Consider the following 24,995-nt stretch of genomic DNA (forward strand, 5'->3'; position numbering starts at 1 on the left):
CGCAAGCGATCTGGTCAAATTATCTCGAGATATCTTGCAAGTCGGGGGCCGTCCACATAAGGGATGTGAACCGGCGACGCCACCGCAGGGTCGAGGTGGAAGCAAAACCCTCGAAAATCTACAGACGGTAGCGCCCGCGCTGAAGATTGGGGTGTTATCGCGGGCGCTGAACCGCTACAGCCGGTTTTAAAGTGCAGCGCCTAGGACGCGATCGTAGTGACAGTCAACATTGGCGCGGGGGCCGAGCCACTCATCTCGGTTGATTGGCAAACGCGCATCGATGTGACCAGGCTGCAAGCTTGGCTGACCGATTCTGAAGAACGCGCGCGCAATCAAGCAAGCGCCATCCCCTGGGACGCAGGCACGGCAGACGTCAGACCGAAGTTCATACACTTGACAGGATGACTCTGAACCGACGCGACCGACCAATGCGGAGCAGCGCGCACCGTCGCAACGCATTCCTTGCTGGTTCGCAGCTACGAAATGCGCTGGCAGCAAATCGAGAGCAGCGTCTGTTTCGGTGGAAAATCTCGGCCAGGTCGGCGAAAAGGAGCGGCAGGCTCCGCAGCTTCGGCAATCGAAATCGATCGATGATGTCATGACCCGCTCCTACCAGACAGCCTGCCAATGATAAAGCTGCCGGCTAACGGCTTCTCTTGGAGCAAACGCAGCCATTTCATCAGGCTCCTCGTCCTGACGTTGGGTCTCAACGCGATCTTGTCGAGGGTGTCGAGCGCTGCGATCGCTCGACGATTGAGGCTTATCGAAGCGACGGTTCGTGCGTCAGGACCATGTCGATCGGCTTTCGGGCCGATACCGGCACGCGAAAATCCTCACGCATCTCACCGAAGCCGATCAGCGTGATGATGATTTCATTGTCAGGGATGCCGACGCAGGTCCGCATCTTGATATCCTGCTCGCGCGCCGCACTCCAGTTCAGCATGCAGGCGCCCAGTCCCTCCGCGTGGAGGCCAAGCGCCAGCGTCATGGCGAACATGCCGCCGTCCACCCATCCCTGGTTTCGTTCGCCGACCGTATTCCAGTGCGACAGGTCGACCGTCACGACGAATACGCCGCCGAGTTGCTCGCCGAAGCCGCGATTGCCGTCGTGATGGGCGAGAACGCGGGCGATCGACGGCTTCTCGGTGAAGGCGTAGACACGGCATGTCTGTCGGTTGCAGCTCGAAGGCGATTGCTGGGCCGCACGGATGGATCTTTCGATCTTCTCGAACGCGACTGTCCTGTTGCTGTCATACTGGCGCACGCTGTGGCGTGCCTCCATGAAGGAGACAAAATCCATCCGCGCGTGCCTGACGATCTCGGCTGCACTCACCGCCTCGCTGCCGCCGGGCCGGATATTGTGCCCGGCGCCGGCGACGACGAGCAGATCGTCCAGCAGTGCCTGCGCCTCGCCGACATCGCCCTGCTCCGCATTGAAGGCGACATAGGCCGAAAGCACGGCAAGGCCGATATCGGCCGAAGCGTCACGGCCATGCTGCTCGATATAGCGGCGCGTCTCTGCCGCCAACAGCCGCACCTTGTCCATGCCGAAGCCGTTGCGCGGATTGGAAAGGGACATGCCGTATTCCAGCATATGCGCCAGGAGATGGATATGCGCCCGCCGGTTTTCGCGCGACTGTGCGCCATCGATGAAGGAGGCGCGGCGGAAACGGCGATAGTCATAGGCGAAATTCGCAAACAGACGCCACGCCGTTCTGGCGCGGTTCTGGAAGGATGATGCGGAAGGCGCGGCTTTGGCCGAAGGCATGGCACAATTCCCCAGTGATGAGCAGGCGGTCTTTGAACCTGCTGTCTTCGATGCAGGGTTATTCGTCCGCTCGGCCTCGTCAAACCCCCTGCCAGTAGTGGATTTTCATGCCGGGATGCGATGCCTCTGGAATCAGCCGGCCGACAAGCATTTGTTTTAAAACTGCTTTTTCTAGAGCACCCTATCCGTTCGAATAGGTTTTCTGCCACCCGTATCGGCCGATGACCCATCCGAATCACTTCCGCACCTACTCATTTCCGAACTTCCAAGCCGGGGCGGAGTGCGGCACCGTAAGCCCATGAATTGCCCAGAGCGAATTGCGCATCAAGGAGGCCGGCCGTGCAGGATAGCGTCGTAGAAATTCGCGTGGTGTCGCCGATCGTCACCAAAGGATTTCGCAAAGTCGCCGATCTCCGGGCGTTGGAATATCCCGGCATCAAGGTCAGCCACTCGCAGATTACGGCCGGGCCGGGATCGATCGAGAGCGAGTTCGAGGCTGCCCTGTCAGTGCCGGGAACAATCGCCGAAGCGATCAAGGCGCAGAATGAAGGCATCCATGCCGTCATCATCGACTGCATGGGCGATCCGGGTCTCAGACCGTCGCGGGAAGCCGTGACGATCCCGGTGCTCGGACCCTGCGAGACCGGCATGCACCTTGCGGCGATGCTCGGCCACCGATTTTCCGTCCTCACTGTCATGCGCCGCCTGCGCGCATCCTTCGAAAATACCGCGGCAGTCGCCGGCCTTTCGACCAAGCTCGCCTCGGTGCGCAGCGTCGATATTCCCGTTCTTGAACTCGAGGAGGACCTCGACCGGACGAAGGCGATGCTGATCAAGGAAGGCATCCGCGCGGTCGAGGAAGATGGCGCCGAGGCGCTCGTCTTCGGCTGCACCGGCCTGATGGGCTGCGCCCTCGCCTTGCGCGAGGGGCTTCTGGCGCGTGGGATCGACGTGCCTGTTGTCGACCCCATTCCCGCCGCCATCTCGGTTGCCGCAGCGCTGGTGCGCTCGAACCTTGCCCACAGCAAGCTGACCTTCCCGCAGCCGCCCGAAAAACAGCTGCTCGGTTACGACTATATTCATCTGCCCATGTCGCTTGCGGCCGAATGAGAGAACGCTGGACGTTCCATTGAGAGGACAGAGATGGCGATTGCGCAAGCGGACACCATGACACAAACGGAAAAGCGGAAAGGATCGATGGCCGTCCTTCAGGATTTCCGCCTGTGGTGGCTGGTCATCCCGGCATTCCTCGTCTTCCTTGTCTTCTTCGTGATCCCGACCGCATCGCTGTTCGGGCTCGCCTTCAACAAGTCCGTCGCCGGCGTCATCGCCCTCAACAGCCATATCACCTTCGATAATTTCGTCCGCATCTTCACGCGGGCGAGCTATTATGAATCGATCCTGCGCTCGATCTGGATTTCCGCCATCGTCGGCGCCGCCTGCCTGTTCTTCGGCTATCCCCTCGCCTACGTCATCGCAAAGACGGTGAAGCCGAGCCGCGCCACGCTGTTGATGATCCTCGTCCTCTCCTCCATGCAGCTCGACATGGTCATCCGCATGTATGGGCTGATGGTGCTGCTCGGCGATAACGGCCTCATCAACGGATTTCTGCTCAGGGTCGGGGCGATAACAACGCCACTGCCGCTGATGTACAACGTCTTCGGCGTCATCGTCGGGCTGGTGCAGATCACCCTGCCCTTCATGGTGTTGTCGCTGATCGGCATCATCAAGGCGATCCATCCCTCGCTTGAGGAGGCCGCCCGCAGCCTCGGCGCCTCGCGCTGGCACGCCTTCGTCACCATTGTGCTGCCGCTCTCCATGCCCGGAATTCTGGCCGGTACGCTGCTGGTCTTTGCGCTTTCGATCAGTTCCTACGTTGTTCCCGCCCTGATGGGCGGCTGGAAGGTGATGGTGCTGCCCATCCATATCTACCAGCAGATCGCCGAAGTCGGGCGCTGGCAGTTCGGCGCCGCCATCGCCGTGGTACTCTTCGTGACGAGCATCGCGGCCGTTGCGGTCTACCACCAGGCGGCGGTCAGAACCTCGGGAGGGCGCACCTGATGCGTGAAGAATCCGCCATCCCCCTTGCCTTCAACGCCATCTCGCTGCTGTCGCTGGCGATCCTCCTGGTGCCGGTGTTCATCGTGGTGCTTGCCGGCCTGAACTCGGGCGATTACCTGACCTTTCCGCCCGAGGGCCTGTCGCTGCGCTGGATACAGGCGTTCCTGACCTCGCCCGTCTTCCTCTCGGCCTACGGCGTCAGCTTCATGATCGCACTGGTCTCGACGCTGATCTCGACCGTGATCGGCACGATGGCAGCGATCTATCTGACACGCTCACAGAGCCGTGTTTCCAGCATATTGCGCGGCTTCTTCATGCTGCCGATCGTGCTGCCCGGCGTGGTGCTGGGACTTGCCCTCTATGTCTTCTACGTGACCACGGGCATCGGCCTTGCCCGCACCATGCCGGGGCTGATTATCGGCCACGTGATCGTCACCTGCCCCTTCGTCATCGCGACGGTGACGGCAGCGCTAGTCGGTTTCGACCGCTCGCTGGAAGAGGCCGCCCGCAGCCTTGGCGCCTCGCCTTTCACCGCTTTCCGGTTGGTGACGCTGAAGATTATCGGGCCGGCCATTTCGGCGGGCACGATCTTCGCCTTCATCGTCTCGTTCGGCCAGTTCGAAGTCACGCTGTTCCTGTCGACGCCGAACCTGCAGACGCTGCCGATCGCGATGTATGTCTCGATGCGCTACCAGTTTGAGCCGACGGCCGCCGCCGCGGGCATCTTCGCCATCGCACTCGTCATTCTCTCCACCGTGCTGACCTCAAGACTCGTCAATCTGAAACGGACCTTCGGGGGATGAATGCCGCTACGCCTTCACATCAACGATAGAGCAAAAAGGGGAACTTCATGACTGAGAAAACGACAGGGCATACCCGCCGCACGATCCTGAAGATGGGCGTCGCAGCCACAACGCTGCCCCTGTTCAACATCAATCACGCCTGGTCGCAGGATGTCGCCTTCGACGGCAAGGCTTTCGATGCCGGCGGCGCTGTGCTGCGCGTCGGCGAATGGGGCGGTCCCTGGGGCGAGCTGGTCAACAAATACCTGCTGACCGACTTCCAGAAGGAGTTCAACTGCAAGATCGAATACGACTCGACCTGGCCCTGGTTCCCGAAATTCGTCGCAGGCGGGGCCGAGAAACCGCCGCTCGACATCACCAACTGGAACCTGCCGGAGATGTTCAAGACGGCAAAGGCCGGCGATTTCTTCCTGAAGCTCGACGAACTGCTGCCGAACGTGCCGAACGCCAAGAACCTCTGGCCCTTCGCCACCGCCAACGGCGTCGGCGTCACCTGGGCCTTCAACCAGTATGGTTACGCCTATCGCACCGATCTGGTTTCGCCGCCGCCCTCGTCGTTCAAGGATCTCTGGAAGCCTGAATTCGCCGGCAAGCGCGGCACCTACATCACGTCAAACACACTGCAGATGGACTTTTTCCTCGTCGCCTGCGGCATCTTCGGCAAGGATCAATACGATCTCGACGCCGGCTACGAAGCGATGAAGGCGTTGATGCCGGCCAAGATCTCCGATTTCACCGGCAACATGCAGACGCTGATGGACCGCGGCGAAGTAATAGTCGCCGTGCTCGACGATGCCGAGCCGATGCAGGCGCGCGACAAGGGCGCTCCCTTCGCCTTCTGGTACTGGACCGAACAGCAGCCGATCCTGACGCAGACCTATACGATCAGCCGTTATGCCGAGCCGGTGCAGAAGAAGCTCGCCTTCGCGCTTCTCGACCGTGCCCTCGATCCGACCTTCATCGGCAATATGGGCAAGGAATTCTACTTGCGCCCGACGGTCAGCAACGCGGTCCTGCCCGACAATCTCGCCAAAGCCGGCGTCGTCAACAGCGCCGACGCCATCAAGGGCTTCTGGGTGCCGGACTGGAATTCCTACCTCGAAAACGAAGACGACATTGTCGAAACGGTCAACGGCATCTTCGCCAGCTGATGCCGCAGCCGCGGGCGGCTCCACGCCGCCCGCGATTCATCTTCATAACAGGAGAGCCCTCGCCGCATGTCCGATATCCATCTGAAAAAGCTCGCCAAATCCTACGGCGATAGCGTCGCGGTCGCCGGCATCGACCTGCACATCGCCGAAGGAGAGTTCTTTTCCCTTCTCGGCCCATCGGGATGCGGAAAATCGACGACGCTTCGGATGATCGCCGGCTTCGTGCCGCCGAGCGGCGGCGAGATTCTCATCGGCCGCGACGACGTGACGAGATTGCCGCCGGAGAAACGCGACATCGGCATCGTGTTCCAGAACTACGCGATCTTCCCCCACATGAACGTTGCCGACAACATCGCCTTCGGCCTGAAGCTCCGGAAGCTGCCGAAGGAGGAGATCCGCAAGCGCGTCACCGACGCGCTGCGCCAGGTCGGGCTCTCGGGATACGAGGAGCGCTTCCAGCGCCAGCTTTCGGGCGGCGAGCAGCAACGCGTTGCCCTTGCGCGCGTGCTAGTGACGGAGCCCCGCATCCTCCTTCTCGATGAGCCGCTCTCGGCGCTCGACAAAAGCCTCAGGGAGGAAATGAAATACTGGATAAAGGATCTGCAAAAGAAGCTCGGCATTACCACCGTCTATGTGACCCACGACCAGGACGAGGCCTTGACGATGTCCGACCGCATCGGCGTCATGCAGAAGGCGCACATCGTCCAGGTCGGGACGCCCGAGGAAATCTACGAGCGGCCGAAGACGCTGTTCGTCACCACTTTCATCGGTCATTCGAACGTGATCGACGTGACGGTCGGCGCCAATGACGGGCAAGGCATGACGGTGCTGCTAGACGGAACCGTGTTGCCGACGCGCGGTCCCGAGGGACTTGCCGCCGGGCAGGCGGCAAAGCTGGTGGTCCGCCCCGAGAACGTCATCATCGGCCCGGACAGCTCATCCGGCGTCAGCCTTCCCGCGACGGTCGTCAGCGAAACCTATCAAGGTGCGCTGGTGCGCTACCGGCTGGCGGTCGGCTCGCAGGAGATCGTCGCCGAGCGCCAGAACCAGTCCCGCACCGAGCGATTTTCCCCCGGCGCCGCCGTCACGATCGGCTGGGATCCCGAACGATCCGAGGCGCTCGTCGCCTGAAGCAACACGGAAACAAAGATCATCGCCAGCACCGGAGCCATCCGCTCCGGCGCCACGGCCAAGCATATTCTCACGGAGGTCATGATGCGTATTGGAATAGATGTGGGCGGCACGAATACCGATGCTGCCCTGATGGACGGCCCGCTGGTGCTCGGCGCGTGCAAGAGCCCGACGACCAGCGATGTGGGTTCCGGCATTGTCGCCGTGTTGAAGCAGGTGCTGTCGATGACCGGCGTTTCGGTCTCGGAAATCCAGGCGGTGATGATCGGCACGACGCATTTCACCAATGCCGTCGTCGAGCGCAAACGGCTGCTCGAAGTCGCAGCCGTCAGGCTTGGCCTGCCGGCGACTAAGGCGCTGCCGCCGATGACCGACTGGCCGAAGGATTTGGCCGACACGCTCGGCCGCCACACCTTCATGGTGCGCGGTGGCAACGAATTCGACGGCCGCAAGATCGCGCCGCTCGATGAGCCCGAAATCCTGCGCATTGCCGGCGAAATCCGCAGCCGCGGGCTCAAGGCAGCCTCAATTACCTCGGTGTTTTCGCCTGTCACACCCGACATGGAACTGCGGGCCGCCGAGATTCTCGGCAACGAGATCCCCGGCCTGTCGATATCGCTCAGCCACGAAGTCGGCCGGGTCGGTTTCCTCGAACGCGAAAACGCCTCGGTGATGAATGCGTCGCTCGCCGATCTGTCGCGCAAGGTCGTCAACTCCTTCCGCAATGCTTTGAAGGAGCTGGCGATCAATGCACCCTTCTATATCAGCCAGAACGACGGGACGCTGATGGTGCCGGACTATGTCGAGCGTTATCCGGTGCTGACATTCGCCTCCGGTCCGACCAATTCCATGCGCGGCGCGGCGATGCTTGCCGGCGAGAAGGAGGCGATGGTCGTCGATATCGGCGGGACCACGTCGGATGTCGGCATGTTGATGCAGGGCTTCCCACGCGAATCCGCCGTCGCCGTCGATATCGGCGGGGTCAGGACCAATTTCCGCATGCCCGATGTACTCGCCATCGGTCTCGGTGGCGGCTCGATCGTGCGCGACGATGGTGCCCGTATTGGCCCAGATTCGGTCGGCTACGAAATCACCTCCCGCGCGCTGATCTTCGGCGGCGATACGCTGACCACGACAGACATCATCGTCGCAGCCGGCCTCGAGGATATCGGCGACCGTTCGCGCGTCGCCCATATCCCGGCAAGGACGATCGAAACCGCGCTCGACACCATCCACCGCATGGCCGACGAGGCGGTCGACCGGATGAAGACGAGCGCCGAGCCCCTGCCGGTCATCCTGGTCGGCGGTGGTTCGATCCTGATCTCGCGCGACCTGCCTTCCGCTTCGCGCGTCATCCGCCCTGAGAACGCCTCCGTCGCCAATGCGATTGGCGCTGCGATCGCGCAGGTCGGCGGCGAGGTCGACCGCATCTTCTCGCTTGAGGGCACCTCCCGTGACATCGTGCTCGGCGGTGCCAAGAGGGAGGCCGAGGAGCGCGCGGTCAAGGCGGGTGCAGAGGCCGGAACGGTCAAGATCATGGATATCGAGGAAGTGCCGCTCGCCTATCTGCCTGGCAGCGCGACACGCATCCGCGTCAAGGCCATTGGCGATCTCGTGATCGGATGAGGATCCTATGAAGCTCAACAGCCAACAACTCTGCGACCTCGCCGTCGGCGCGGCCTTTCTGGGCACCGGCGGCGGCGGCGATCCCTATGTCGGCCGGCTGATGGTGCAGCAATGCCTCGACGAGGGGCTCGAGGTGAACATCATCGATCCCAGCGAACTGGCGGACGACATGCTGGTCATCCCGACCGCGATGATGGGGGCACCAACCGTGCTGGTCGAGAAGATCCCGAGCGGCGAGGAGGCGATGTTCTCGCTGCAGCGGCTCGAACGCCATCTCCGCCGCAAGGCGCAGGCGACGATGCCGATCGAGATCGGCGGCATCAACTCGACGATCCCGCTCGTCGTCGGCGCCCGCCTCGGCCTGCCGATCGTCGATGGCGACGGCATGGGACGCGCCTTTCCCTTTCTCGAAATGGAAACCTTCGGCGTCTACGGCGTGTCCGGCAGCCCGATGGCCGTCAGCGACGAATATGGCGATTGCGCCATCATCGAGGCGGTCGACAACCGCCAGATGGAATGGCTTTCGCGCGCCGTCGCCATCCGCATGGGCGGCTGCGCCTATATTGCGGAATATGCAATGTCGGGCGCCGACGTCAAACGTACTGCCATTCCGAACACGCTGAGCCTTGCCATCCGCATCGGCGAGGTCCTGCGCAACGCCAAAACCTCGCATGAGAATCCGATCGAGGCGCTGCTCGGCTTTCTGCCTTCGACGCTCTATCGCTACGGGCGCATCATCTTCGGCGGCAAGATCATTGATGTCATGCGCGAGACCAAGGCCGGATTTTCGATCGGCCGCGTCACGATCGGCGGACTGCCACCCTTCGGCTCGACGATGGAGATCGAGATCCAGAACGAGAACCTGATCGCCCGCGTCGACGGCCAGGTGAAGGCGATCGTGCCCGATCTCATCTGCATCATGAACACGGAAACGGCCGAACCGATCACCAGCGAGAACCTGCGCTACGGACAGCGCGTCACCGTGCTCGCCGTCTCCGTTCCCGAAATCATGCGGACACCGGAAGCGCTCGATGTCTTCGGCCCTGCCTGCTTCGGGCTGAAGGAACCCTTCATTTCCATCGAGGAGATCGGCTGAACACATGGCAATCATCACCAACGAGGATATCGACGATCTGGCCGTCGGCGCAGCCCTTCTCGGCACCGGCGGCGGCGGCGATCCCTATATCGGCAAACTCATGGCAAAGGCGGCGATCGAACGACACGGCCCGGTTGATCTTCTGGCCCTCGACGACGTACCCGACGACATCGAGGTCGCCGCTTGCGGAGCGATGGGGGCGCCGACGATCCTGATCGAGAAGATGCCGAGCGGCGAAGAGATCGGGCTTGCACTCAGGGCTTACGAGAACCGTGTCGGCAAGGCAATGGGGGCGATCATCCCCTTCGAGGCCGGCGGCATCAACTCGATGGTGCCGATCATGCTGGCGGCGGAATGCCGGCTCCCGGTTATCGACGCGGACGGCATGGGTCGCGCCTTTCCGCAGCTCGAAATGGAGACCTTCAACGTCTATGGCGTGCCTGCCGCACCTGTGACGGTCGCCGACGAGCAGGGCAACGTCGTCATCATCGAGACGGAAAGTGCGGCCAAGGCGGAATGGCTCGCCCGCGGTGTGACGATCCGTATGGGCGGCCAGTCCTATATCGTCAATTACGGCATGGATGGCCGCACGACCCGTCGCGTATCCGTTCCCGGAACGATGTCGCTTGCCATCGGCATCGGGAGTACCATCCGGCTGGCGCTTGCCGCGCATCGCGATCCGCTCGCCGACCTGATCGAATTCTTCTCCGGAACGCATTACGAGACCGCACGTCTTCTGGCCTCGGGAAAGGTTGTCGACGTCTCGCGGCGCGAGCAGAACGGCTGGTCGGTCGGCGTCGTGACGATCGAACCTTTCGACACAAGCCGCAGGCCGGTGCGCATCCAGATCCAGAACGAGAATCTGGTGGCCGAGGAAGACGGCAGGGTGCTGGCGATCGTGCCGGATCTCATCTGCATCCTCGAAGCCGATACTGCCGAACCGATAACCACCGAACGCCTGCGTTATGGCCAGCGGGTTAACGTGCTTGGCGTCAAAGTGCCGCCGATCATGCGCACACCGGAGGCATTGGACGTCTTCGGCCCCGCCGCCTTCGGCCTGACGCAGAATTACGCACCGCTCGAGGCCGGTTAGATCTGGGCTGGCACGGGATATGCTTCTTAAAGCTCGCTAGTCAGGATGGTCGAATGAGCGAGGCGTTTTTGGATGCATCACAGTCGTTCCGAAGGCAGAACTGCAACCCGCCCCGGCGGCGGTGAACTGAAGACGCTAGGTTCCCGTTTTCGCCCGCCGCGCATGCTGTTCACGGCCATCGACCGTCCCTTTCCCCTTTCGAAGATCCGCGACGGTCTGGCGCGCCAGATCGTCGTCGTCCATGCACCGTCCGGCTTCGGCAAGACGGCGCTGCTCAAGGCGGGATATGAGGCAGTCACTTCCGGCTCCGATTATTTTCAGTCGCTGTTCGATGGCGGTGTCGGTCATTGCGGCTGGATCACGCTGGACCCCGCGCATACCCGGCCTGCCGAACTGCTAGCCGATCTTTGCCTGGCGCTCGGCATCCGCGCCCCACAGCCTCCCGCCTCCCTGCGGGAGCTGTTCGACATCGTCGCCGATCGGGAAAGTGGCGCAATCCTGTTTATCGACGAGCTCGATATCGCTTCCTCACCCGACGTGCAGGCTTTCCTCGACGGATTTTTCTTGGGTGCCCCCGACAATCTGAGGATCGTCTGCGCATCGCAGCAGAAACTGCCGCTGCCACTCGCCCGCCTCAGGGTGCGCGGCCTTGTCACGGAGATCAACGCCGTCGACCTCGCCTTCAGCCGCAACGAGATCCGTAGCCTGTTTCCACGCAACATCAACACCGGCGACGTCGCAAACTTCGTACGCGCCACCCGTGGATGGCCGGCCTTGACGCAGATCGCGCTCGGCGTGATGGAGAGCGGCGGTACAGACGAGCGCGACAGGCTGCTGGCCGGCGAGCATCCCGATCTTTTCCGCCATATCGACGAAGCCATCCTGCGTCCGCTGTCGCCGGCGCTTCGCCGAACGCTATGCGTCACGTCGATCCTGGAGGAATTCCCGCTGGAGCTGGCAAGCCATCTTTCCGGCACCGATCTGCAGGCAGATGATCTGCGGTTGCTTGAGGATATGACCCCGCTGATCGAAAAGAGCCAGACGGGTGCGGCCTGGTACAGGCTCCATCCGATCGTGCGGAAGTGCCTGATGACCGAACTTGCCGGCGATCCTCAGATCGACGAGGCAAAGCTTCACTCCATGGCAGCGATCTGGTTTGCCGAGCGCGCGTTCCTGGAAAGAGCCGTTGCACATGCGGCGCGTGCCGGCAATTTTTCGCTCGCCGCGCAGACGATCCGACAGGCCGGCGGCGTCAATCTCTTCATCCGGGCCGGCCACACAGTGCTCGAACATCTGATCGACGACCTGCCCGCCGGCGTCATCCACGAATCTCCGAGCCTGTCATTATGTTACGTGCTGGTGCTCGCGAAGAAGGGGCACATCAAGGCGGCGCGCGAGCGGATGGAAGCAATCAAGCAAGGTCGGGCCTTGCATGGCGACGAGTTCCTGACGATCGAGGCATCGACGCTCGATCACATCGACGGGCTGGTCGATATCTATGAGGATCTTCATCTCGACGATGCGCAGATCCTGCATCTCGAACGAATGGCGTCAGGTTTCTCGCCGCAATCGACCTGGGAGCTCGGCTGGATCTACAACCATCTGTGCATCGCCTATACCAGGCGCGGCAATCTAGACCTCGCCCGGCTGAGTGCCTTGAAGGCATTGGCCTATTACCGCGAGGAAAAGACGGCCTATGCCCAGATCTTCATGCTGATCCATCTGGGGCTGGTCAATACGCTCGCCGGCAACTTCTCGGCGTCGCTGACTTTCTGCCGGGAGGCGCAGGACCTGATCCAGAGCGCGCAGTGGACCGACGTCAATCTCGAAGCGATCTGCCGGGTGGCGACGGCGGATGTTCTCTACCTCCAGGGCGAGATAGCGCTGGTCGAAAGGAGCCTTGGTGAAGCCGTCAATGCCGTGGTCCAGGGCGAGGGCTGGGTCGATATCTATTCCCGGATGTTTTCGCTGCTGGCCCGCAGCCGGCTGCGGCTGAGCGGTCTCGATACGGCAATGGCAGCGATCGACAAGGCAGAAGAGGTCGCCGTCGAACGCGCGCTGCCGCGCCTGAAGATTGCGGCCGACATCATGCGCGTCGATATCTTCTCGAAGACCGGCCTGATTGAATCGGCGGTGCTTCTGGCCGAGCGGCTGGTTTCATCGTTGCGCGATCCCGAACTCGGGCGCTTCTGGACGTGGCGCGAGGAAAGCGATTTCCTCGTTGCACAAGCGCGCCTTCTCAAAGCCCAGGGACGACCAGCCGAAGGGCTCGCCAATCTGGAGATCGTGATGGCGCGAAGCCGCGCGAACGGCAGCGGTTATCACCTGCTGGCGGCGGAAATCCTGGCAACGGTTGCCGCCTGGAACGACGGCCGGCATGCCCAGGCGCTCGAATATTTCCAGCTGGCGATCGCGCGTGCCCGCTCGCACGAGGTGACCCAGCATTTCGAGGACGAGGGACTCGAATTCTCCACGGTCGTGCGGGCGATCGTGCGGCGTTTCGGCCTGAAGGTCTTCAGTGCCGATGCCGTCGACTTCATCGGTCGCATAATTGGCCAGGGTGAAAAAAGCGTCTTTGGCAAACCCGCCGATAACGGCCGCCGGATCAAGGGTCCTCTTGCCGGCGGCAAAAGTCTTCTCAGTCAACGCGAGCAACAGGTCCTGCTCTGCCTCCACGAAGGCAAGAGCAACAAGGAAATCGCCCGCGCGCTCGGGCTTTCCGAGCCTACGGTAAAATTCCACCTCAAGAACGTGTTTTCCAAACTGGGGGTCAGTCGCCGGGCAATGGCCCTGGCAGTTTCGGCTAAATTGAACCTTAGGTAGCACGACGAACCGTCGACCCTGTCAGGGCAATCATGAAATTCTGCCAGCTGGTAGTGGTCGGTCGGGGTATCGGTGCGCTGAGGGTCACGAGATGCACCCTGTATATCATGAGGGCGTTAGAACGGCTGCAGCCTGGTCGGCGGCCCGCAACCCGCTTTCCCATGCGCCATGCGCGGTCGAAAAGTCGGACTGGTGCGTCGCCTCGCCGGCGAAAAACAGCCGGTCGCCGACCGGGCGCGCCAGGACTGCGCGTGCACCCGCATGGCCGGGCAGAGCATGGCTATAGGAGCCGCCTATCCAATCGGTACGACACCAGGAAGAGGCCGCCAGGGGCCGCAGGTGGCGGCGGATGTTGCTTCCGAGCAGCGATGACAGCTGGTCGAGTGCGAAGGCAAATGCTTCCACTAAACCCATGCGTTCGATGACGACAGCACCGTTTCCGCCGAAGAAGCCTTCGAGGATCGGCCGACCGAGCGGCCGGATATAATAGCTGCCGGTCTCGGCATTTTGCGGGTCGCCGAGCAGGTGAGTTTCCGGCTCCAGACCATGATTGCCATGGAGTTCCAAAAACAGCTTGTCTGCGAGGCCAAGCGGCAGCTCACTCGCGGCATGGAGGTGATCATCGGTCCCCGGGTCGAAGACAATGGCTCCGCGGGCCAGAACGGTCGTCGACGCCGTGATGATCGCGGCACCTGATGTGACAGGACCGCGGTCGGTCTCCAGTCGGATGCCGTTTGCGGTCATTGCCACGCGTCGAACGGGAGTCGAAAGGCGCAAGGCCACGTTCGGGACGGCCGCGCTGATCAGGCTTCCATAGCCTTCCTGCACCCGCCAATTGGCGTCGGTCGCCGCATTGTCATAGGCAAGAAAGTCAGCGATCGACAATCGATCGAGCGGTGCGCCGTTCAGATATCCGCTGAGGGACTGGCAGTAGGCATTCCATTTGCCGCCTGGTTCCAGCGCGTCTGATGCCCTGTCGCTGGCGGGGGGGCTGGCTCGCATCCGCTCCTCAAGAGCGGTCCATGCCGCCGCCGCCGCCGCCCGCTCATCCTGCGTAAAGCCGAGATCCCGCCACTGGCTTTGCCACGCCGTCGGTCCGCGCTCGATATTGAACCCGGCGTCACGGCCGATGGCGACGAGAGGATTGCGCTCGGCGGAATGCAGCCAGCCGCAACCCATATCCAGCGGCATTCCGGCCAATTCGATTGTCCAGGCTCGCCCGCCAACGCGGCTGCTGGCCTCCAGGATGAGAACCGAGCGGCCAGCATCGGCAAGTCTTTTTGCTGCTGCAATGCCGGCTGCGCCAGCGCCGACGATCGCAACCTCGTAGTCCATCCCGCCCTCCGCCGCTGCCTCATCAGCTTGATACGACACAAGCTTTACATCGGGGCGGCACCCGCTTCAATGTGCTCGAAAGCCTGCTAGTATGCTGACATGACGTTCTTCGAAACACTTGTTGCATTGCTGGCGGTTGCCATCCTGCTGCTGCAGGTCACGCGTCGTATGCGCCTGCCCTACCCCGGCATTCTGGCTGCCGCCGGCGTCGCCGTGGCGATGTTGCCCGGCGCGCCCACGATCCCCATCGATCCTCCGACGGCGCTCGCTTTGTTCATTGCGCCCGTTCTTGTCGATTCGGCCTATGACTTCCCGGTGGGCGCGGCGCGGCGCATGCTGCTGCCGTTGTTCTTCTATGCCGTCGTCGCCGTTCTTGTTACGACAGGCGTGGTCGTGTCGATCAGCGTGCTGACGGTCGGGCTTCCGATTGCGGTTGCGGTCACACTCGGCGCAATTGTTTCGCCGCCCGATGCCGCAGCCGCCACGGCAGTCCTTTCCAATTTGCCGGTCGCCCGCCGTGTGGATGCTTTGCTCAAGGGAGAAAGCCTGTTCAACGACGCAACCGCGCTGCTGCTTTTCGGCGCCGCGCTGACTGTCCAGGCACGTGGCGGACTGGATGCCGGGACGGCGCTTCAGGTGGGGTTCGCCGCACCCGGAGGAATCCTGTTCGGCATCGCCTTCGGCTTTTTTGTCTCGCGGCTTCGGCCGATAACCGAAAACACGGTCGGCGGGACCCTGCTTCAATTCGTCTACGCTTTTTCGACCTGGCTGATCGCCGAACATCTGCACCTGTCGGCTGTCCTTGCCACCGTGGCGAGCGCAATGACGCTCGCCACTCTCTCTTCGGTCAAGGATTCGCCACGGATGCGGGTGCATTCCTTCGCCGTCTGGACGACTGTCGTCTTCCTGTTGAACGTGGTGGCTTTCCTGCTGATGGGCCTGCAGGCGCGCCGCATCCTTGAAGCGATGTCGGCCGAAGAGCTTCAGCGGGCGATGGGATTTGCCGCCATCGTAGTGGTCGGCGTCATCCTGGCGCGCATGGCAATGGCGTTCCTGCTTCACGCCGTCGTCGCGTCTCGCCACCGGCGCGGCGGTGAACTGGCACCTTTCACATCCGGGGAGACCTTGCTGGTGGGTTGGGCCGGTATGCGCGGCCTCGTTACGCTAGCGACGGCCTTCGCGCTTCCCGCCGACTTTCCCGAGCGAGACTTGGTCGTGCTCACGGCCTTCACGGTGGTGCTCGCAACCCTGGTCATTCAAGGGGCGACCCTGGCTCCGATGATCCATTTCCTGAAACTCGGTCGGCAGACAGAAGTCCGCGATGAACTCAAGGCGGCCCGGAGATCGCTCGCCGAAGCTGCCTTTCAGCGGCTTGAGAAGGAAGGCGGCACCGAGGCCGAAGCGATCCGGACGATCTGCAAGGATCATTGGACCGCTTCAACCGATGCAAACGAGACCTCGCCGCTCGATCGCCGCCGTCACCTGACGATCGCCGCCGTTCTCGCCCAGCGCCAGCGCCTCGAGGAATTGCGCGACAAAGATCAGATCGGCGCGACGCAATATCTCGAGCTGCAGGAAGACCTGGACTGGAAGCAGCTTTCCGTCGGCTCCGATGAAGATCGCCGCATCACAGAAAGCTAGATCCGATAGGTTCCATTGGCTATGCGAACTGCGGTCGGACGGCCTGCAGCAGTTTGTTGTTGCTGACCGGCACAATCAGCCGGCGAAGCCAGTAGTCGTGTCCAGCGATCGGCATTAAAGAGCCTTCTGCTCCGTCAGCCCAGCCTCACCAACGAGGCAGGACGCATTACTCGATATCTTTCAGCGCATCGAGCGGGCCGATCAGCGCCGTGCGTGGTGGGACGAGTGTCGGCCGCACCAGATGCGTGATTGCCGGGCCGCGGTCCGCATCGAGGATCGCAAACCCCTTGGTGATCATCGCCTCGCTGTCCTGCCGGATCATGAAGACGGGGAAAGGCAGGAAAGAGCCGAAGGGGTCGTAGTCGTAGCAGCCGACAATGATATCGGCGAAGGTCTCGTGCGGATGCAGCGCGAGGAAGCGCATCAGCCCTTCGAGGTTGATCGAGGAATTGACGAAGAATGCGCGCGGCAGCTTTCCATGACCTTCGTAGAAGGCTTCGAAGGCACGCGCCGTCATGGCGGGTGAATAGCCGGTCGGCTGGATGCAGACGTCTGGATCCGCGCCCAGCAATGCGCGCTTTACATCGCGGAAACCGCGAATTCGCTCATGGCTGGCATGGTCGTTGCGGCCGCCGAACAGGTACAGATCGTCAGGTGAAAGCGGGCCATCCTCTTGCGCGCGTTCGATGATCGCCTGTGTCAGCATGCGCGCACCTTCATGATTGTCGCTGATGATCGACGGCGCCAGCGTGCCGGGCAGATCGATGTTGACGTGCTTCAGCCCTGCCTTTTCGCAGACCTTGTGCACGCCATCCGGATCGGTTGCGCCGGCGATGAAAAGCTCATCGATCGAATAGGAGATCAGCGTCTCGACGACCTTGCGCTCCTCCTCCGGATCGCGACAGGCACTGACGACGAGAGGGCACTGGCCGCGGCTTCTGACCTGCGCCTCGAAAGACTGGGCCATCGAGGAGAAATAGCGGTTGTCGTGCACCGGCAGCAGAAGACCGACGAGACCGGAGCGGGACGAACGCAGGCCACGGGCCTGCAGGTTTGCCGTATAGCCGTGCTCGTTTGCCAGCTTCTGAATGAGCTGCGCCGTCGCCTCCTTGATACGCCGCTTCCGCCAGCTTCCGTTCAGCACAGCGCTCACGGTGGAAGGCGACGCACCCGATAGCATCGAGAGATCGTAGATCGTCGCCTTCTTCTTGCCGATGTCGGTCATATCTCGCCTTTCCTTTGTCGCTTCCCTTAGAAACAAACCCCTCTTGACGAAAGCCCTACCTTGATCGATAGTCATTGCACCATCGATTGTGCAAAAAAGAAAGATCGATTGTGCAAAGATGGTTCGCCGGAGGAGGCGGGATGGGAGGCAAGGGTATTCCCTCGCCAAGAAGCAACCAGGAACAACCTGCCGCAAACCGGCCGGTGGTCGTCGTTCGTATGAGCGACCTTTGAGGAGGAGTGAGGATGAGGAGCCTTATCGTAGCGGCGTTTGCCGCATCGCTGTCGCTTGCCGGGGCGGTGGTCGCGTTTGCGCAGGACGCGCCGAAGGTCGGCGTTGTCGTCAAGATCGGCGGCATTCCCTGGTTCAACGCGATGGAAGCCGGGATCAAGGAACAGGGCCAGAAATTAGGCGTCGATGCCTTCATGATCGGCCCGACCAGCGCCGATCCGGCGCTGCAGGTGCGCGCCATCGAAGATCTGATCGCCCAGGGCGTCAAGGTCATCGGCGTGGTGCCCAACGATGCCAAGGTGCTCGAGCCCGTGCTCACCAAGGCGCAGGCCGCCGGCATCAAGGTCATTACGCATGAATCGCCCTCGCAGAAGGGCGCCGACTGGAATTTCGAACTCGCATCGTCGACCGGTTTTGGTGAGGCGCATGGCAAGCTGCTCGCCGAAAAGATGGGCGGCAAGGGCGAATATGCCGTCTTCGTCGGCTCGCTGACCGTACCGCTTCACAATGCATGGGCAGACGCCGCAATCGCCTATATCAAGGCGAATTACCCGGACATGAAGCTCGTCGGCGAGCGCTACGGCGTGGCGGAAGATGTCGATAAAAGCCGCTCGACGGCGCTCGATCTCATTGCCGCGCATCCGGATCTGACGGGCTTCCTCGCCTTCGGCAGCCAGGGTCCCATCGGCGCTGGGCGCGCCATCGAGGAACGCCGCAAGACGGGTAAAATCTTCGTGCTCGGCCCGTTCTCGCCCGGCCAGGGCCAGAAGCTGATCAAGTCTGACGCGATATCGGGCGGCTTCATGTGGAATCCGAAACAGGCCGGTGAAGTCTTCGTTACGCTCGCCGATCGCCTGATCAAGGGCGAAAGCGTCAAGGAAGGTGATGACATTCCGGGTCTCGGCGTGATCAAGCCTGTTGGTAACGACATCATCGTCGATCAGCTGCTGCCGATCAACAAGGATACGGTCGACGACTTGGCCGCAATGGGCCTCTGAAGAGGCCCCCTCCCCGGGTGTCGGGCTGGTCCATGTCGACCGGCCCGGCGTTCGGGAAAGAGAGCGGTATCCGGCCATGGCCGGACCATTGATCTTTCATGGCATTCGACTGGACAGGCAACCGGCATGAGCACGGCAACGGATGATGGTGTGAAGGCCCAGCCGCTTCTTTCTCTTCGCGGCATCAACATGACATTCGGCGGTGTGAAGGCGCTCAAAAACGTCTCCTTCGAAGTCTTGCGCGGCGAAGTACACTGTTTGGCCGGCGAGAATGGATCCGGCAAGAGCACGTTGATCAAGGTGATATCAGGCGTCTATCGGCCTGCAGACGGCGCCGAGATCGTCTTCGACGGCGAGACGATATCCCACATGACGCCAGGCATGGCCCAGTCCCGCGGCATCCAGATCATCTGGCAGGACCTCGCGCTTTTTCCGGAAATGAGCGTGGCTGAGAATATCGCCTTCCAGACCCTTTCCGGTTCACGCCCGCGCTTCGTCAATTATGCCGCGATCCGCGGAATAGCCGAGGAGGCGCTCGCCCGGCTTGGCGTCACACTCGACGTCGACAGACCCCTCAAGGACTTCGCCATCGCACAGCGCCAGATCGTCGCCATTGCCCGCGCGCTGGTCGGCGAGGCCCGGATCGTATTCATGGACGAGCCGACCGCCTCGCTCACCCAGTCCGAGACCGATCATCTGCTGGCGATCGTGCGCACGCTGTCGGCCTCGGGCGTTGCCGTGGTCTTCGTCAGCCATCGCCTTGCGGAAGTGCTGGACATCTCCTCGCGCATCACGGTGCTGCGCGATGGCGCGCTGGTCGGGGTCTATCCGGTGGAGGGCATGACCCAGTCTAAGATCACAGAGCTGATGACCGGGCGCTCCTTCGATCAGAACGTTCGCGCCCGCGACGTATCGCCGAACCCCGTCCTGCTTTCCGTCCGCAAGCTGTCCAGGCCCGGCGAGTTCGAGGACATCTCCTTTGATCTGCGCCGTGGCGAGACGCTCGGGATCACCGGCCTGCTTGGCTCCGGGCGCACCGAACTTGCCCTCACGCTGTTCGGCATGCGCCGGCCCGCCTCCGGAACGATCGTGCTGGAAGGGAGAGCGATGCGCTTTGCCTCCAATCGCGAGGCGATCACATCAGGCGTCGCCTATCTCTCCGAAGACCGCCTTTCGCTTGGTCTCAACCAACCGCAATCCATCGCCGACAATCTGGTCATGGCCTCGCTCAACCGCATCCTCAGCGGCCGCCTCATTTCGCCGGAAAAGAAGCGCTCGCTGGTCGCGCGCTGGATCGCCGATCTCGGCATCAGGATCGGCAAGCAGGACGATGCGATCTCGACGCTTTCGGGCGGCAACCAGCAGCGCGTCGCGATCGCCAAATGGCTCGCCACCGATCCAAAAGTGTTGATCCTCGATGCGCCCACGGTCGGCGTCGATGTCGGCGCGCGCGCCGGTATCTTCGAAATCGTTGCCCGCCTCGCCGAGGCGGGGCTTGCGATCATCCTCATCTCGGACGAGGTGCCGGAGATCTATTTCAACGCCGACCGGATCATCCATATGGAAAAGGGCCGCATCGCCGGCTGGCACGATCCACGCGCAACCACACTGAAGGACCTGGAGGCGGCGGTCTATGCGTAAGCTGTTCCTGTCCCATACGACGGAATTCGTGCTGTTTGCCGTGATCATCGCGATGAGTATTGTCCTGGCTTTTACGACCGACCGTTTCTTCACGCTCGGCAATGGGTTCGACCTGCTCAATATCAGCGCGGTCAACATCATCTTTGCCGTCGGCCTGCTCGTGGTGCTGATATCAGGCGGGATCGACATCTCCTTCGCCGTCGCAGCCTCGATCGTGCAATATGTCACTGCACTTGCGCTCGAGAGGATCGGCGGCGGCGGATGGGTATCCGGTCTCCTGATTGCGGCCTGCATCGGCATCGTGCTCGGCATGATCAACGCCTTCCTGATCCACCGCTTCCGCATCATCTCGATCGTCGCGACGATCGCGACCTTCAATGTCTATTTCGGCCTGCTGATGTTCTTCACCAAGGGCGTGTCGATTTACAATCTGCCCGACTGGCTGACGAGCCGCGTCATCATCTATGAGCGCGAAATGGCCGATGGGAGCTGGGCTGAGATCACCTTGCCGGTTGTCGTTATGGCCGTCTGCACGCTCGCCACCTGGTTCTTCATTACCCGCACGACGACCGGCCGGCAGCTCTATGCCTTCGGCGACAATCCGGAAGGTGCGCGCCGCTTCGGCATCAATATCGGCGCCATGCAGTTCATCGCCTTCGGCTGGCTTGGACTGATGGCAGGCATCGCCGGTCTCATGCAGGCGCATTATGCGCAGGAGGTCGTGCCGAACGCACTCTATGGCCGCGAGCTCGATGTCCTGGCTGCCGTGGTGCTCGGTGGGGCGCGGCTGGGCGGCGGCAAGGGCTCGGTGCTCGGTTGCGTGCTGGGCGTGCTGCTCGTCTCGATCACCCAGAACGGCCTCAACCTGATGGGCGTCTCGCCCTTCGCCTTCAAGATGATCGTCGGCGCGATCATCCTCGTTGCGATCACCTTGTCGAGCGCCCGCATCGGCAATCTGGTGCCGGTGTTTGCGACCCGCAAATCGACCGGCGGCAGGCCTGCAGGCAGGGGAGAGAGCTGATGAGCGCGCTCGCCGCCCGCTTCAACGCCATCTTCGGGGCCGACATGGCCGGTCCCCTCGCCGCGCTGGCGGCCGTGCTCATCGTCTTCGGTTTCGCCTCGCCGCATTTTCTGACGGGCGCGACCTTCGGATCGGTCGCCTTTCAACTTCCCGAGCTTGGCGTCCTGACGCTCGCCATGCTGATGCCGATACTCACCGGCGGCCTCAACCTCGCAATCACCTTCACCGCCAACATCGCCGGCCTGACGCTCGCCTGGACGCTGCAGGCCAATGGCGGCATCGATGCCGGCCCGGGCGCCTTTCTGCTCGGCTCGGCCTTGGCGCTTGCCGTCGGCGCGGCAAGCGGCCTGGTCATGGGCCTCGTCATCGCCTTTACCCGCGCCCATCCGATCCTCGTTTCGCTCTCGATGATGATCTTCCTGCGTGGCCTCGGCGAATTCTTGACACGTGGCGGCGACATCTCTGGCTTTCCCACCTTCATCGCGCCGATCGGCCACGGCAGCATCCTCGGCATCCCCGTCCCTTTGTTGATTTTGATCGCCTGCGTGATTGCCAGCCACATCCTGCTCTCGCGCTCCAAGCTTGGCTTTTCCACCTATATGATCGGCTCCAATATCGAGTCTGCCCGCTATTCCGGCATCAACACCCGCAAGGTCCTGGTGCTGGTCTATATGCTCTCCGGCGTGATGGCTGCGGTTGCCGGCATCATCATGCTGGCGCGCTTCAATTCGGTGCGTGTCGGCCACGGCGAATCCTATCTGCTGATCACCGTACTCGCCTGCTTCCTCGGCGGCATCAATCCCTTCGGCGGCTTCGGCCGCGTCCTGCCCGTTTTCGTGGCGCTCATCGTGCTGCAGCTTCTCTCTTCGGGGCTCAATCTGCTCGGCGCCAACCAGCATCTCACCACCGCCGTCTGGGGCATCCTGCTCATCGTCGTGATGGTGCTGCGGTGGCTCTCGGCCAAGTTCTTCAGAATCGCGAAATAGGAGATACGACTATGGAAGGTTTCGGTGTTCACACCAGCATGTGGACCATGAATTGGGACCGCGCAGGCGCCGAGAAGGCGATTGCCGGAGCCGTGCGCTACAAGATGGACTTCATCGAGATCGCGTTGCTCAACGCGCCGGCCGTCGATGCCAAACACACTCGCGACCTGCTTGAAAAGCACAAGCTGCGCGCCGTCTGCTCGCTCGGCCTGCCGGAACATGCCTGGGCTTCCGTCCGCCCGGATGCGGCGATCGAGCATTTGAAGGTCGCGATCGAAAAGACCGCGGAAATGAACGCAGAAGCTCTGTCCGGCGTCATCTTCGGCGGCATCGGCGAGCGTACTGGCGTGCCGCCGACGCAAAGCGAATACGACAACATCGCCAAGGTGCTCGACGCGGCGGCAAAACATGCGAGGAAGTACGGCATCCAGCTCGGCGTCGAGGCCGTGAACCGCTATGAGAACCACCTGATCAATTCGGCGCAGCAGGCCGTCGACATGGTGGAGCGTGTCGGTGCGGATAACATCTTCGTCCACCTCGATACCTACCACATGAATATCGAGGAGAAGGGTGCGGCAAACGGCATCCTGATCGCCCGCGACCACCTCAAGTACATCCATCTTTCCGAGAGCGACCGAGGCACGCCGGGCTACGGCAATATTCCGTGGGATGCGATCTACGCCGCGCTCGCCGCCATCGGCTTCAAGGGCGGACTTGCGATGGAAAGCTTCATCAACATGCCGCCTGAGGTCGCCTATGGCCTGGCCGTCTGGCGCCCCGTCGCACGCGATATGGAAGAGGTCATGGACAAGGGGCTGCCGTTCCTGCGCAACAAGGCGGAACAATACGGTCTGATCTGACCCGAGTTGCCGGATATTGCCCATTCGATTGCATCAGCCTTAAATCGAGGCTCATGCTGGCGTCTGTCATTGGCCATAAGCCACAATCGCGTGGCCACATGGGTGCGTAGCTCAAGAGATCTCGCCATCGCCGGCAAGGGACCGTGACGGGGGCCCGTCTCTTCAGCGCATGCCTGAATTTCATTCGGCTGGGGCAGGCGAAATGTCTCTCGAGAAATATCATGCCCGTTGTGATATTGTTATTATTGCTTGTTACATTCCTCCTCCTATGCCATTTTGCCTATTAAAATAAGACGCTTGAACGGCTCGCGCCCGGGCTCTAGTTTCGAAGAGATGGCGGCGTTTCGATCGACCATCGATATGGGGGAATATTGGATGGCACGCATTACGCTGAGGCAACTGCTCGACCATGCTGCGGAGGAAGGCTACGGCGTTCCCGCTTTCAACATAAACAATATGGAGCAGGCGCTCGCCATCATGGAAGCCGCCGACGCGTGTCATGCGCCGGTTATCATGCAGGCGTCGCGCGGAGCCCGCGCCTATGCCCATGACATCATGCTCAAGCACATGATGGACGCGGTCGTCGAAATCTATCCGCATATTCCGGTCTGCGTGCATCTCGATCACGGCAACGATCCCTCCAACTGCATGACGGCGATCCAGGCGGGCTTCACCTCGGTGATGATGGATGGTTCGCTGAAGGCGGACGCCAAGACGCCCGCCGACTGGGCCTATAATGTCGGCGTCACCAAGATGGTGACGGATATGGCACATTTCGGCGGCATCTCGGTGGAAGGCGAACTGGGTGTTCTCGGTTCTCTGGAGACCGGCATGGGCGAGGCCGAGGACGGCCACGGCGCCGAGGGCAAGCTTTCGCATGACCAGCTGCTGACCGATCCGGACGAAGCCGTGAAGTTCGTACGCGAAACCAAGGTCGATGCGCTCGCCATCGCGATGGGCACATCGCATGGCGCCTACAAGTTCACCCGCAAGCCGGACGGTTCGGTGCTGGCGATGAACGTCATCGAAGAAATTCACCGTAAGCTCCCGAACACGCATCTCGTCATGCATGGCTCGTCCTCCGTCCCGATTGAGCTGCAGGAGATCATCAACAAGTATGGCGGCCAGATGAAGCCGACATGGGGAGTGCCGGTCGAGGAAATCCAGCGCGGCATCAAGAACGGCGTGCGTAAGGTCAATATCGACACCGATGGCAGAATGGCGATGACCGGTCAGATCCGCCGCGTGCTGCAGGAGGACCCCAGCGAGTTCGACCCGCGCAAATATCTGAAGCCGGCGATGGAGGCGCTGACCAAGCTCTGCAAGGAGCGCTTCGAACAGTTCGGCACCGCCGGTATGGCCGGCCGCATCACGCCCCTTCCCGTTTCGGAAATGGCGAAGCGTTACAAGTCCGGTTCCCTCGATCCGGCTTTCTCCTGAAACTGGGCTAGGAGCTGTGGACACTTATCTGAGCCATAGGATTGTTGCGGCCAAAGCGAGCATGG

20 protein-coding genes and 1 pseudogene are annotated in these 24,995 nt (G+C 61.9%); 17 read left to right on the forward strand and 4 right to left on the reverse strand.

Annotated elements, in window-relative coordinates; genetic code table 11:
• On the forward strand, positions 1-190 hold a 190-nt coding region (locus G9X64_RS36215), incomplete at its 5' end, for a hypothetical protein (protein WP_210259709.1).
• 68 nt (positions 191-258) lie between these two features.
• On the opposite strand, the pseudogene G9X64_RS36685 reads toward G9X64_RS36215, so the two are convergent.
• Both G9X64_RS36685 and G9X64_RS22455 read right to left on the reverse strand, forming a co-directional pair.
• A pseudogene (locus G9X64_RS36685) lies at positions 259-600 on the reverse strand (hypothetical protein); the annotation flags it as partial.
• 160 nt (positions 601-760) lie between these two features.
• Entirely contained in the window at positions 761-1,768 is a 1,008-nt protein-coding gene (locus tag G9X64_RS22455) for a nitroreductase family protein (RefSeq protein ID WP_168309082.1), read from the reverse strand.
• 339 nt (positions 1,769-2,107) lie between these two features.
• Between G9X64_RS22455 and G9X64_RS22460 the strand changes: the two genes are divergently transcribed.
• The 9 genes from G9X64_RS22460 (at position 2,108) to G9X64_RS22500 (ending at position 13,552) form a co-directional block, all read left to right on the forward strand.
• On the forward strand, positions 2,108-2,878 hold the full coding sequence (locus G9X64_RS22460; protein WP_168315733.1) for an aspartate/glutamate racemase family protein: 771 nt from the start codon (positions 2,108-2,110) through the stop codon (positions 2,876-2,878).
• Positions 2,879-2,965: 87 nt separating this feature from the next.
• Positions 2,966-3,829 (forward strand): ABC transporter permease, encoded by an 864-nt coding sequence (locus G9X64_RS22465; protein ID WP_246271007.1) that lies wholly within the window; start codon positions 2,966-2,968, stop codon positions 3,827-3,829.
• Positions 3,829-4,632 (forward strand): ABC transporter permease, encoded by an 804-nt coding sequence (locus tag G9X64_RS22470; protein ID WP_168315735.1) that lies wholly within the window; start codon positions 3,829-3,831, stop codon positions 4,630-4,632. Before G9X64_RS22465 ends, G9X64_RS22470 begins: the two co-directional genes overlap by 1 nt.
• Positions 4,633-4,679: 47 nt before the next feature.
• A complete protein-coding gene (locus G9X64_RS22475; protein WP_168309078.1) occupies positions 4,680-5,783 on the forward strand; it encodes an ABC transporter substrate-binding protein in 1,104 nt (367 codons plus the stop codon).
• A gap of 66 nt (positions 5,784-5,849) precedes the next feature.
• The gene (locus G9X64_RS22480) at positions 5,850-6,914 is read left to right on the forward strand and encodes an ABC transporter ATP-binding protein (protein ID WP_171377413.1); all 1,065 of its coding nucleotides are present in this window, start codon (positions 5,850-5,852) and stop codon (positions 6,912-6,914) included.
• An 84-nt stretch (positions 6,915-6,998) separates the two neighbouring features.
• Positions 6,999-8,540, forward strand: coding sequence for a hydantoinase/oxoprolinase N-terminal domain-containing protein (locus G9X64_RS22485; protein WP_168309104.1), 1,542 nt, complete (start codon positions 6,999-7,001; stop codon positions 8,538-8,540).
• 7 nt (positions 8,541-8,547) lie between these two features.
• Entirely contained in the window at positions 8,548-9,636 is a 1,089-nt protein-coding gene (locus G9X64_RS22490) for an S-methyl thiohydantoin desulfurase family protein (RefSeq protein WP_168309076.1), read from the forward strand.
• Positions 9,637-9,640: 4 nt separating this feature from the next.
• Positions 9,641-10,729, forward strand: a complete 1,089-nt coding sequence (locus G9X64_RS22495) for an S-methyl thiohydantoin desulfurase family protein (protein ID WP_168309075.1) — start codon at positions 9,641-9,643, stop codon at positions 10,727-10,729.
• A 72-nt stretch (positions 10,730-10,801) separates the two neighbouring features.
• A complete protein-coding gene (locus G9X64_RS22500) occupies positions 10,802-13,552 on the forward strand; it encodes a LuxR C-terminal-related transcriptional regulator (protein ID WP_168315739.1) in 2,751 nt (916 codons plus the stop codon).
• 105 nt (positions 13,553-13,657) lie between these two features.
• On the opposite strand, the gene G9X64_RS22505 is transcribed toward G9X64_RS22500, so the two are convergent.
• Entirely contained in the window at positions 13,658-14,887 is a 1,230-nt protein-coding gene (locus tag G9X64_RS22505; protein WP_168315740.1) for a flavin monoamine oxidase family protein, read from the reverse strand.
• Between the two features lie 99 nt (positions 14,888-14,986).
• On the opposite strand from G9X64_RS22505, the gene G9X64_RS22510 reads away from it, so the two are divergent.
• Positions 14,987-16,528 (forward strand): cation:proton antiporter, encoded by a 1,542-nt coding sequence (locus tag G9X64_RS22510; protein ID WP_168309072.1) that lies wholly within the window; start codon positions 14,987-14,989, stop codon positions 16,526-16,528.
• Between the two features lie 166 nt (positions 16,529-16,694).
• Here G9X64_RS22510 and G9X64_RS22515 read toward each other — a convergent pair whose 3' ends face one another.
• The gene (locus G9X64_RS22515; RefSeq protein WP_168309071.1) at positions 16,695-17,753 is read right to left on the reverse strand and encodes a LacI family DNA-binding transcriptional regulator; all 1,059 of its coding nucleotides are present in this window, start codon (positions 17,751-17,753) and stop codon (positions 16,695-16,697) included.
• 245 nt (positions 17,754-17,998) lie between these two features.
• Here G9X64_RS22515 and G9X64_RS22520 point away from each other — a divergent pair, with 245 nt between their 5' ends.
• From G9X64_RS22520 to fba, 6 genes are all read left to right on the forward strand, one after another.
• Complete coding sequence (locus tag G9X64_RS22520) at positions 17,999-18,982, forward strand: autoinducer 2 ABC transporter substrate-binding protein (protein WP_168309070.1); 984 nt, start codon at positions 17,999-18,001, stop codon at positions 18,980-18,982.
• Between the two features lie 126 nt (positions 18,983-19,108).
• Positions 19,109-20,623 (forward strand): sugar ABC transporter ATP-binding protein, encoded by a 1,515-nt coding sequence (locus tag G9X64_RS22525; protein ID WP_168315741.1) that lies wholly within the window; start codon positions 19,109-19,111, stop codon positions 20,621-20,623.
• Entirely contained in the window at positions 20,616-21,644 is a 1,029-nt protein-coding gene (locus G9X64_RS22530; RefSeq protein ID WP_168315742.1) for an ABC transporter permease, read from the forward strand. Before G9X64_RS22525 ends, G9X64_RS22530 begins: the two co-directional genes overlap by 8 nt.
• Positions 21,644-22,630: an ABC transporter permease gene (locus G9X64_RS22535; RefSeq protein ID WP_168315743.1), complete on the forward strand. Its 987-nt coding sequence runs from the start codon at positions 21,644-21,646 to the stop codon at positions 22,628-22,630. Before G9X64_RS22530 ends, G9X64_RS22535 begins: the two co-directional genes overlap by 1 nt.
• Before the next feature lie 11 nt (positions 22,631-22,641).
• Entirely contained in the window at positions 22,642-23,490 is an 849-nt protein-coding gene (locus G9X64_RS22540) for a sugar phosphate isomerase/epimerase family protein (protein ID WP_168315744.1), read from the forward strand.
• A 375-nt stretch (positions 23,491-23,865) separates the two neighbouring features.
• Positions 23,866-24,930, forward strand: coding sequence for a class II fructose-bisphosphate aldolase (fba, locus tag G9X64_RS22545; RefSeq protein ID WP_168309065.1), 1,065 nt, complete (start codon positions 23,866-23,868; stop codon positions 24,928-24,930).
• Positions 24,931-24,995 lie beyond the last annotated feature (65 nt).

The sequence above is a fragment of the Rhizobium sophorae genome (genome assembly GCF_013087515.1).
Classification (GTDB): Bacteria; Pseudomonadota; Alphaproteobacteria; order Rhizobiales; family Rhizobiaceae; genus Rhizobium; species Rhizobium sophorae.

What these genes read in the sequence shown, in the direction of transcription:
- G9X64_RS22455 (WP_168309082.1), bottom strand. Translation starts at nt 1,768, where the DNA reads ATGCCTTCGGCCAAAGCCGCGCCTTCCGCATCATCCTTCCAGAACCGC.
- G9X64_RS22465 (WP_246271007.1), top strand. Translation starts at nt 2,966, where the DNA reads ATGGCCGTCCTTCAGGATTTCCGCCTGTGGTGGCTGGTCATCCCGGCA.
- G9X64_RS22470 (WP_168315735.1), top strand. Translation starts at nt 3,829, where the DNA reads ATGCGTGAAGAATCCGCCATCCCCCTTGCCTTCAACGCCATCTCGCTG.
- G9X64_RS22475 (WP_168309078.1), top strand. Translation starts at nt 4,680, where the DNA reads ATGACTGAGAAAACGACAGGGCATACCCGCCGCACGATCCTGAAGATG.
- G9X64_RS22480 (WP_171377413.1), top strand. Translation starts at nt 5,850, where the DNA reads ATGTCCGATATCCATCTGAAAAAGCTCGCCAAATCCTACGGCGATAGC.
- G9X64_RS22485 (WP_168309104.1), top strand. Translation starts at nt 6,999, where the DNA reads ATGCGTATTGGAATAGATGTGGGCGGCACGAATACCGATGCTGCCCTG.
- G9X64_RS22490 (WP_168309076.1), top strand. Translation starts at nt 8,548, where the DNA reads ATGAAGCTCAACAGCCAACAACTCTGCGACCTCGCCGTCGGCGCGGCC.
- G9X64_RS22495 (WP_168309075.1), top strand. Translation starts at nt 9,641, where the DNA reads ATGGCAATCATCACCAACGAGGATATCGACGATCTGGCCGTCGGCGCA.
- G9X64_RS22500 (WP_168315739.1), top strand. Translation starts at nt 10,802, where the DNA reads ATGCATCACAGTCGTTCCGAAGGCAGAACTGCAACCCGCCCCGGCGGC.
- G9X64_RS22505 (WP_168315740.1), bottom strand. Translation starts at nt 14,887, where the DNA reads ATGGACTACGAGGTTGCGATCGTCGGCGCTGGCGCAGCCGGCATTGCA.
- G9X64_RS22510 (WP_168309072.1), top strand. Translation starts at nt 14,987, where the DNA reads ATGACGTTCTTCGAAACACTTGTTGCATTGCTGGCGGTTGCCATCCTG.
- G9X64_RS22515 (WP_168309071.1), bottom strand. Translation starts at nt 17,753, where the DNA reads ATGACCGACATCGGCAAGAAGAAGGCGACGATCTACGATCTCTCGATG.
- G9X64_RS22520 (WP_168309070.1), top strand. Translation starts at nt 17,999, where the DNA reads ATGAGGAGCCTTATCGTAGCGGCGTTTGCCGCATCGCTGTCGCTTGCC.
- G9X64_RS22525 (WP_168315741.1), top strand. Translation starts at nt 19,109, where the DNA reads ATGAGCACGGCAACGGATGATGGTGTGAAGGCCCAGCCGCTTCTTTCT.
- G9X64_RS22530 (WP_168315742.1), top strand. Translation starts at nt 20,616, where the DNA reads ATGCGTAAGCTGTTCCTGTCCCATACGACGGAATTCGTGCTGTTTGCC.
- G9X64_RS22535 (WP_168315743.1), top strand. Translation starts at nt 21,644, where the DNA reads ATGAGCGCGCTCGCCGCCCGCTTCAACGCCATCTTCGGGGCCGACATG.
- G9X64_RS22540 (WP_168315744.1), top strand. Translation starts at nt 22,642, where the DNA reads ATGGAAGGTTTCGGTGTTCACACCAGCATGTGGACCATGAATTGGGAC.
- fba (WP_168309065.1), top strand. Translation starts at nt 23,866, where the DNA reads ATGGCACGCATTACGCTGAGGCAACTGCTCGACCATGCTGCGGAGGAA.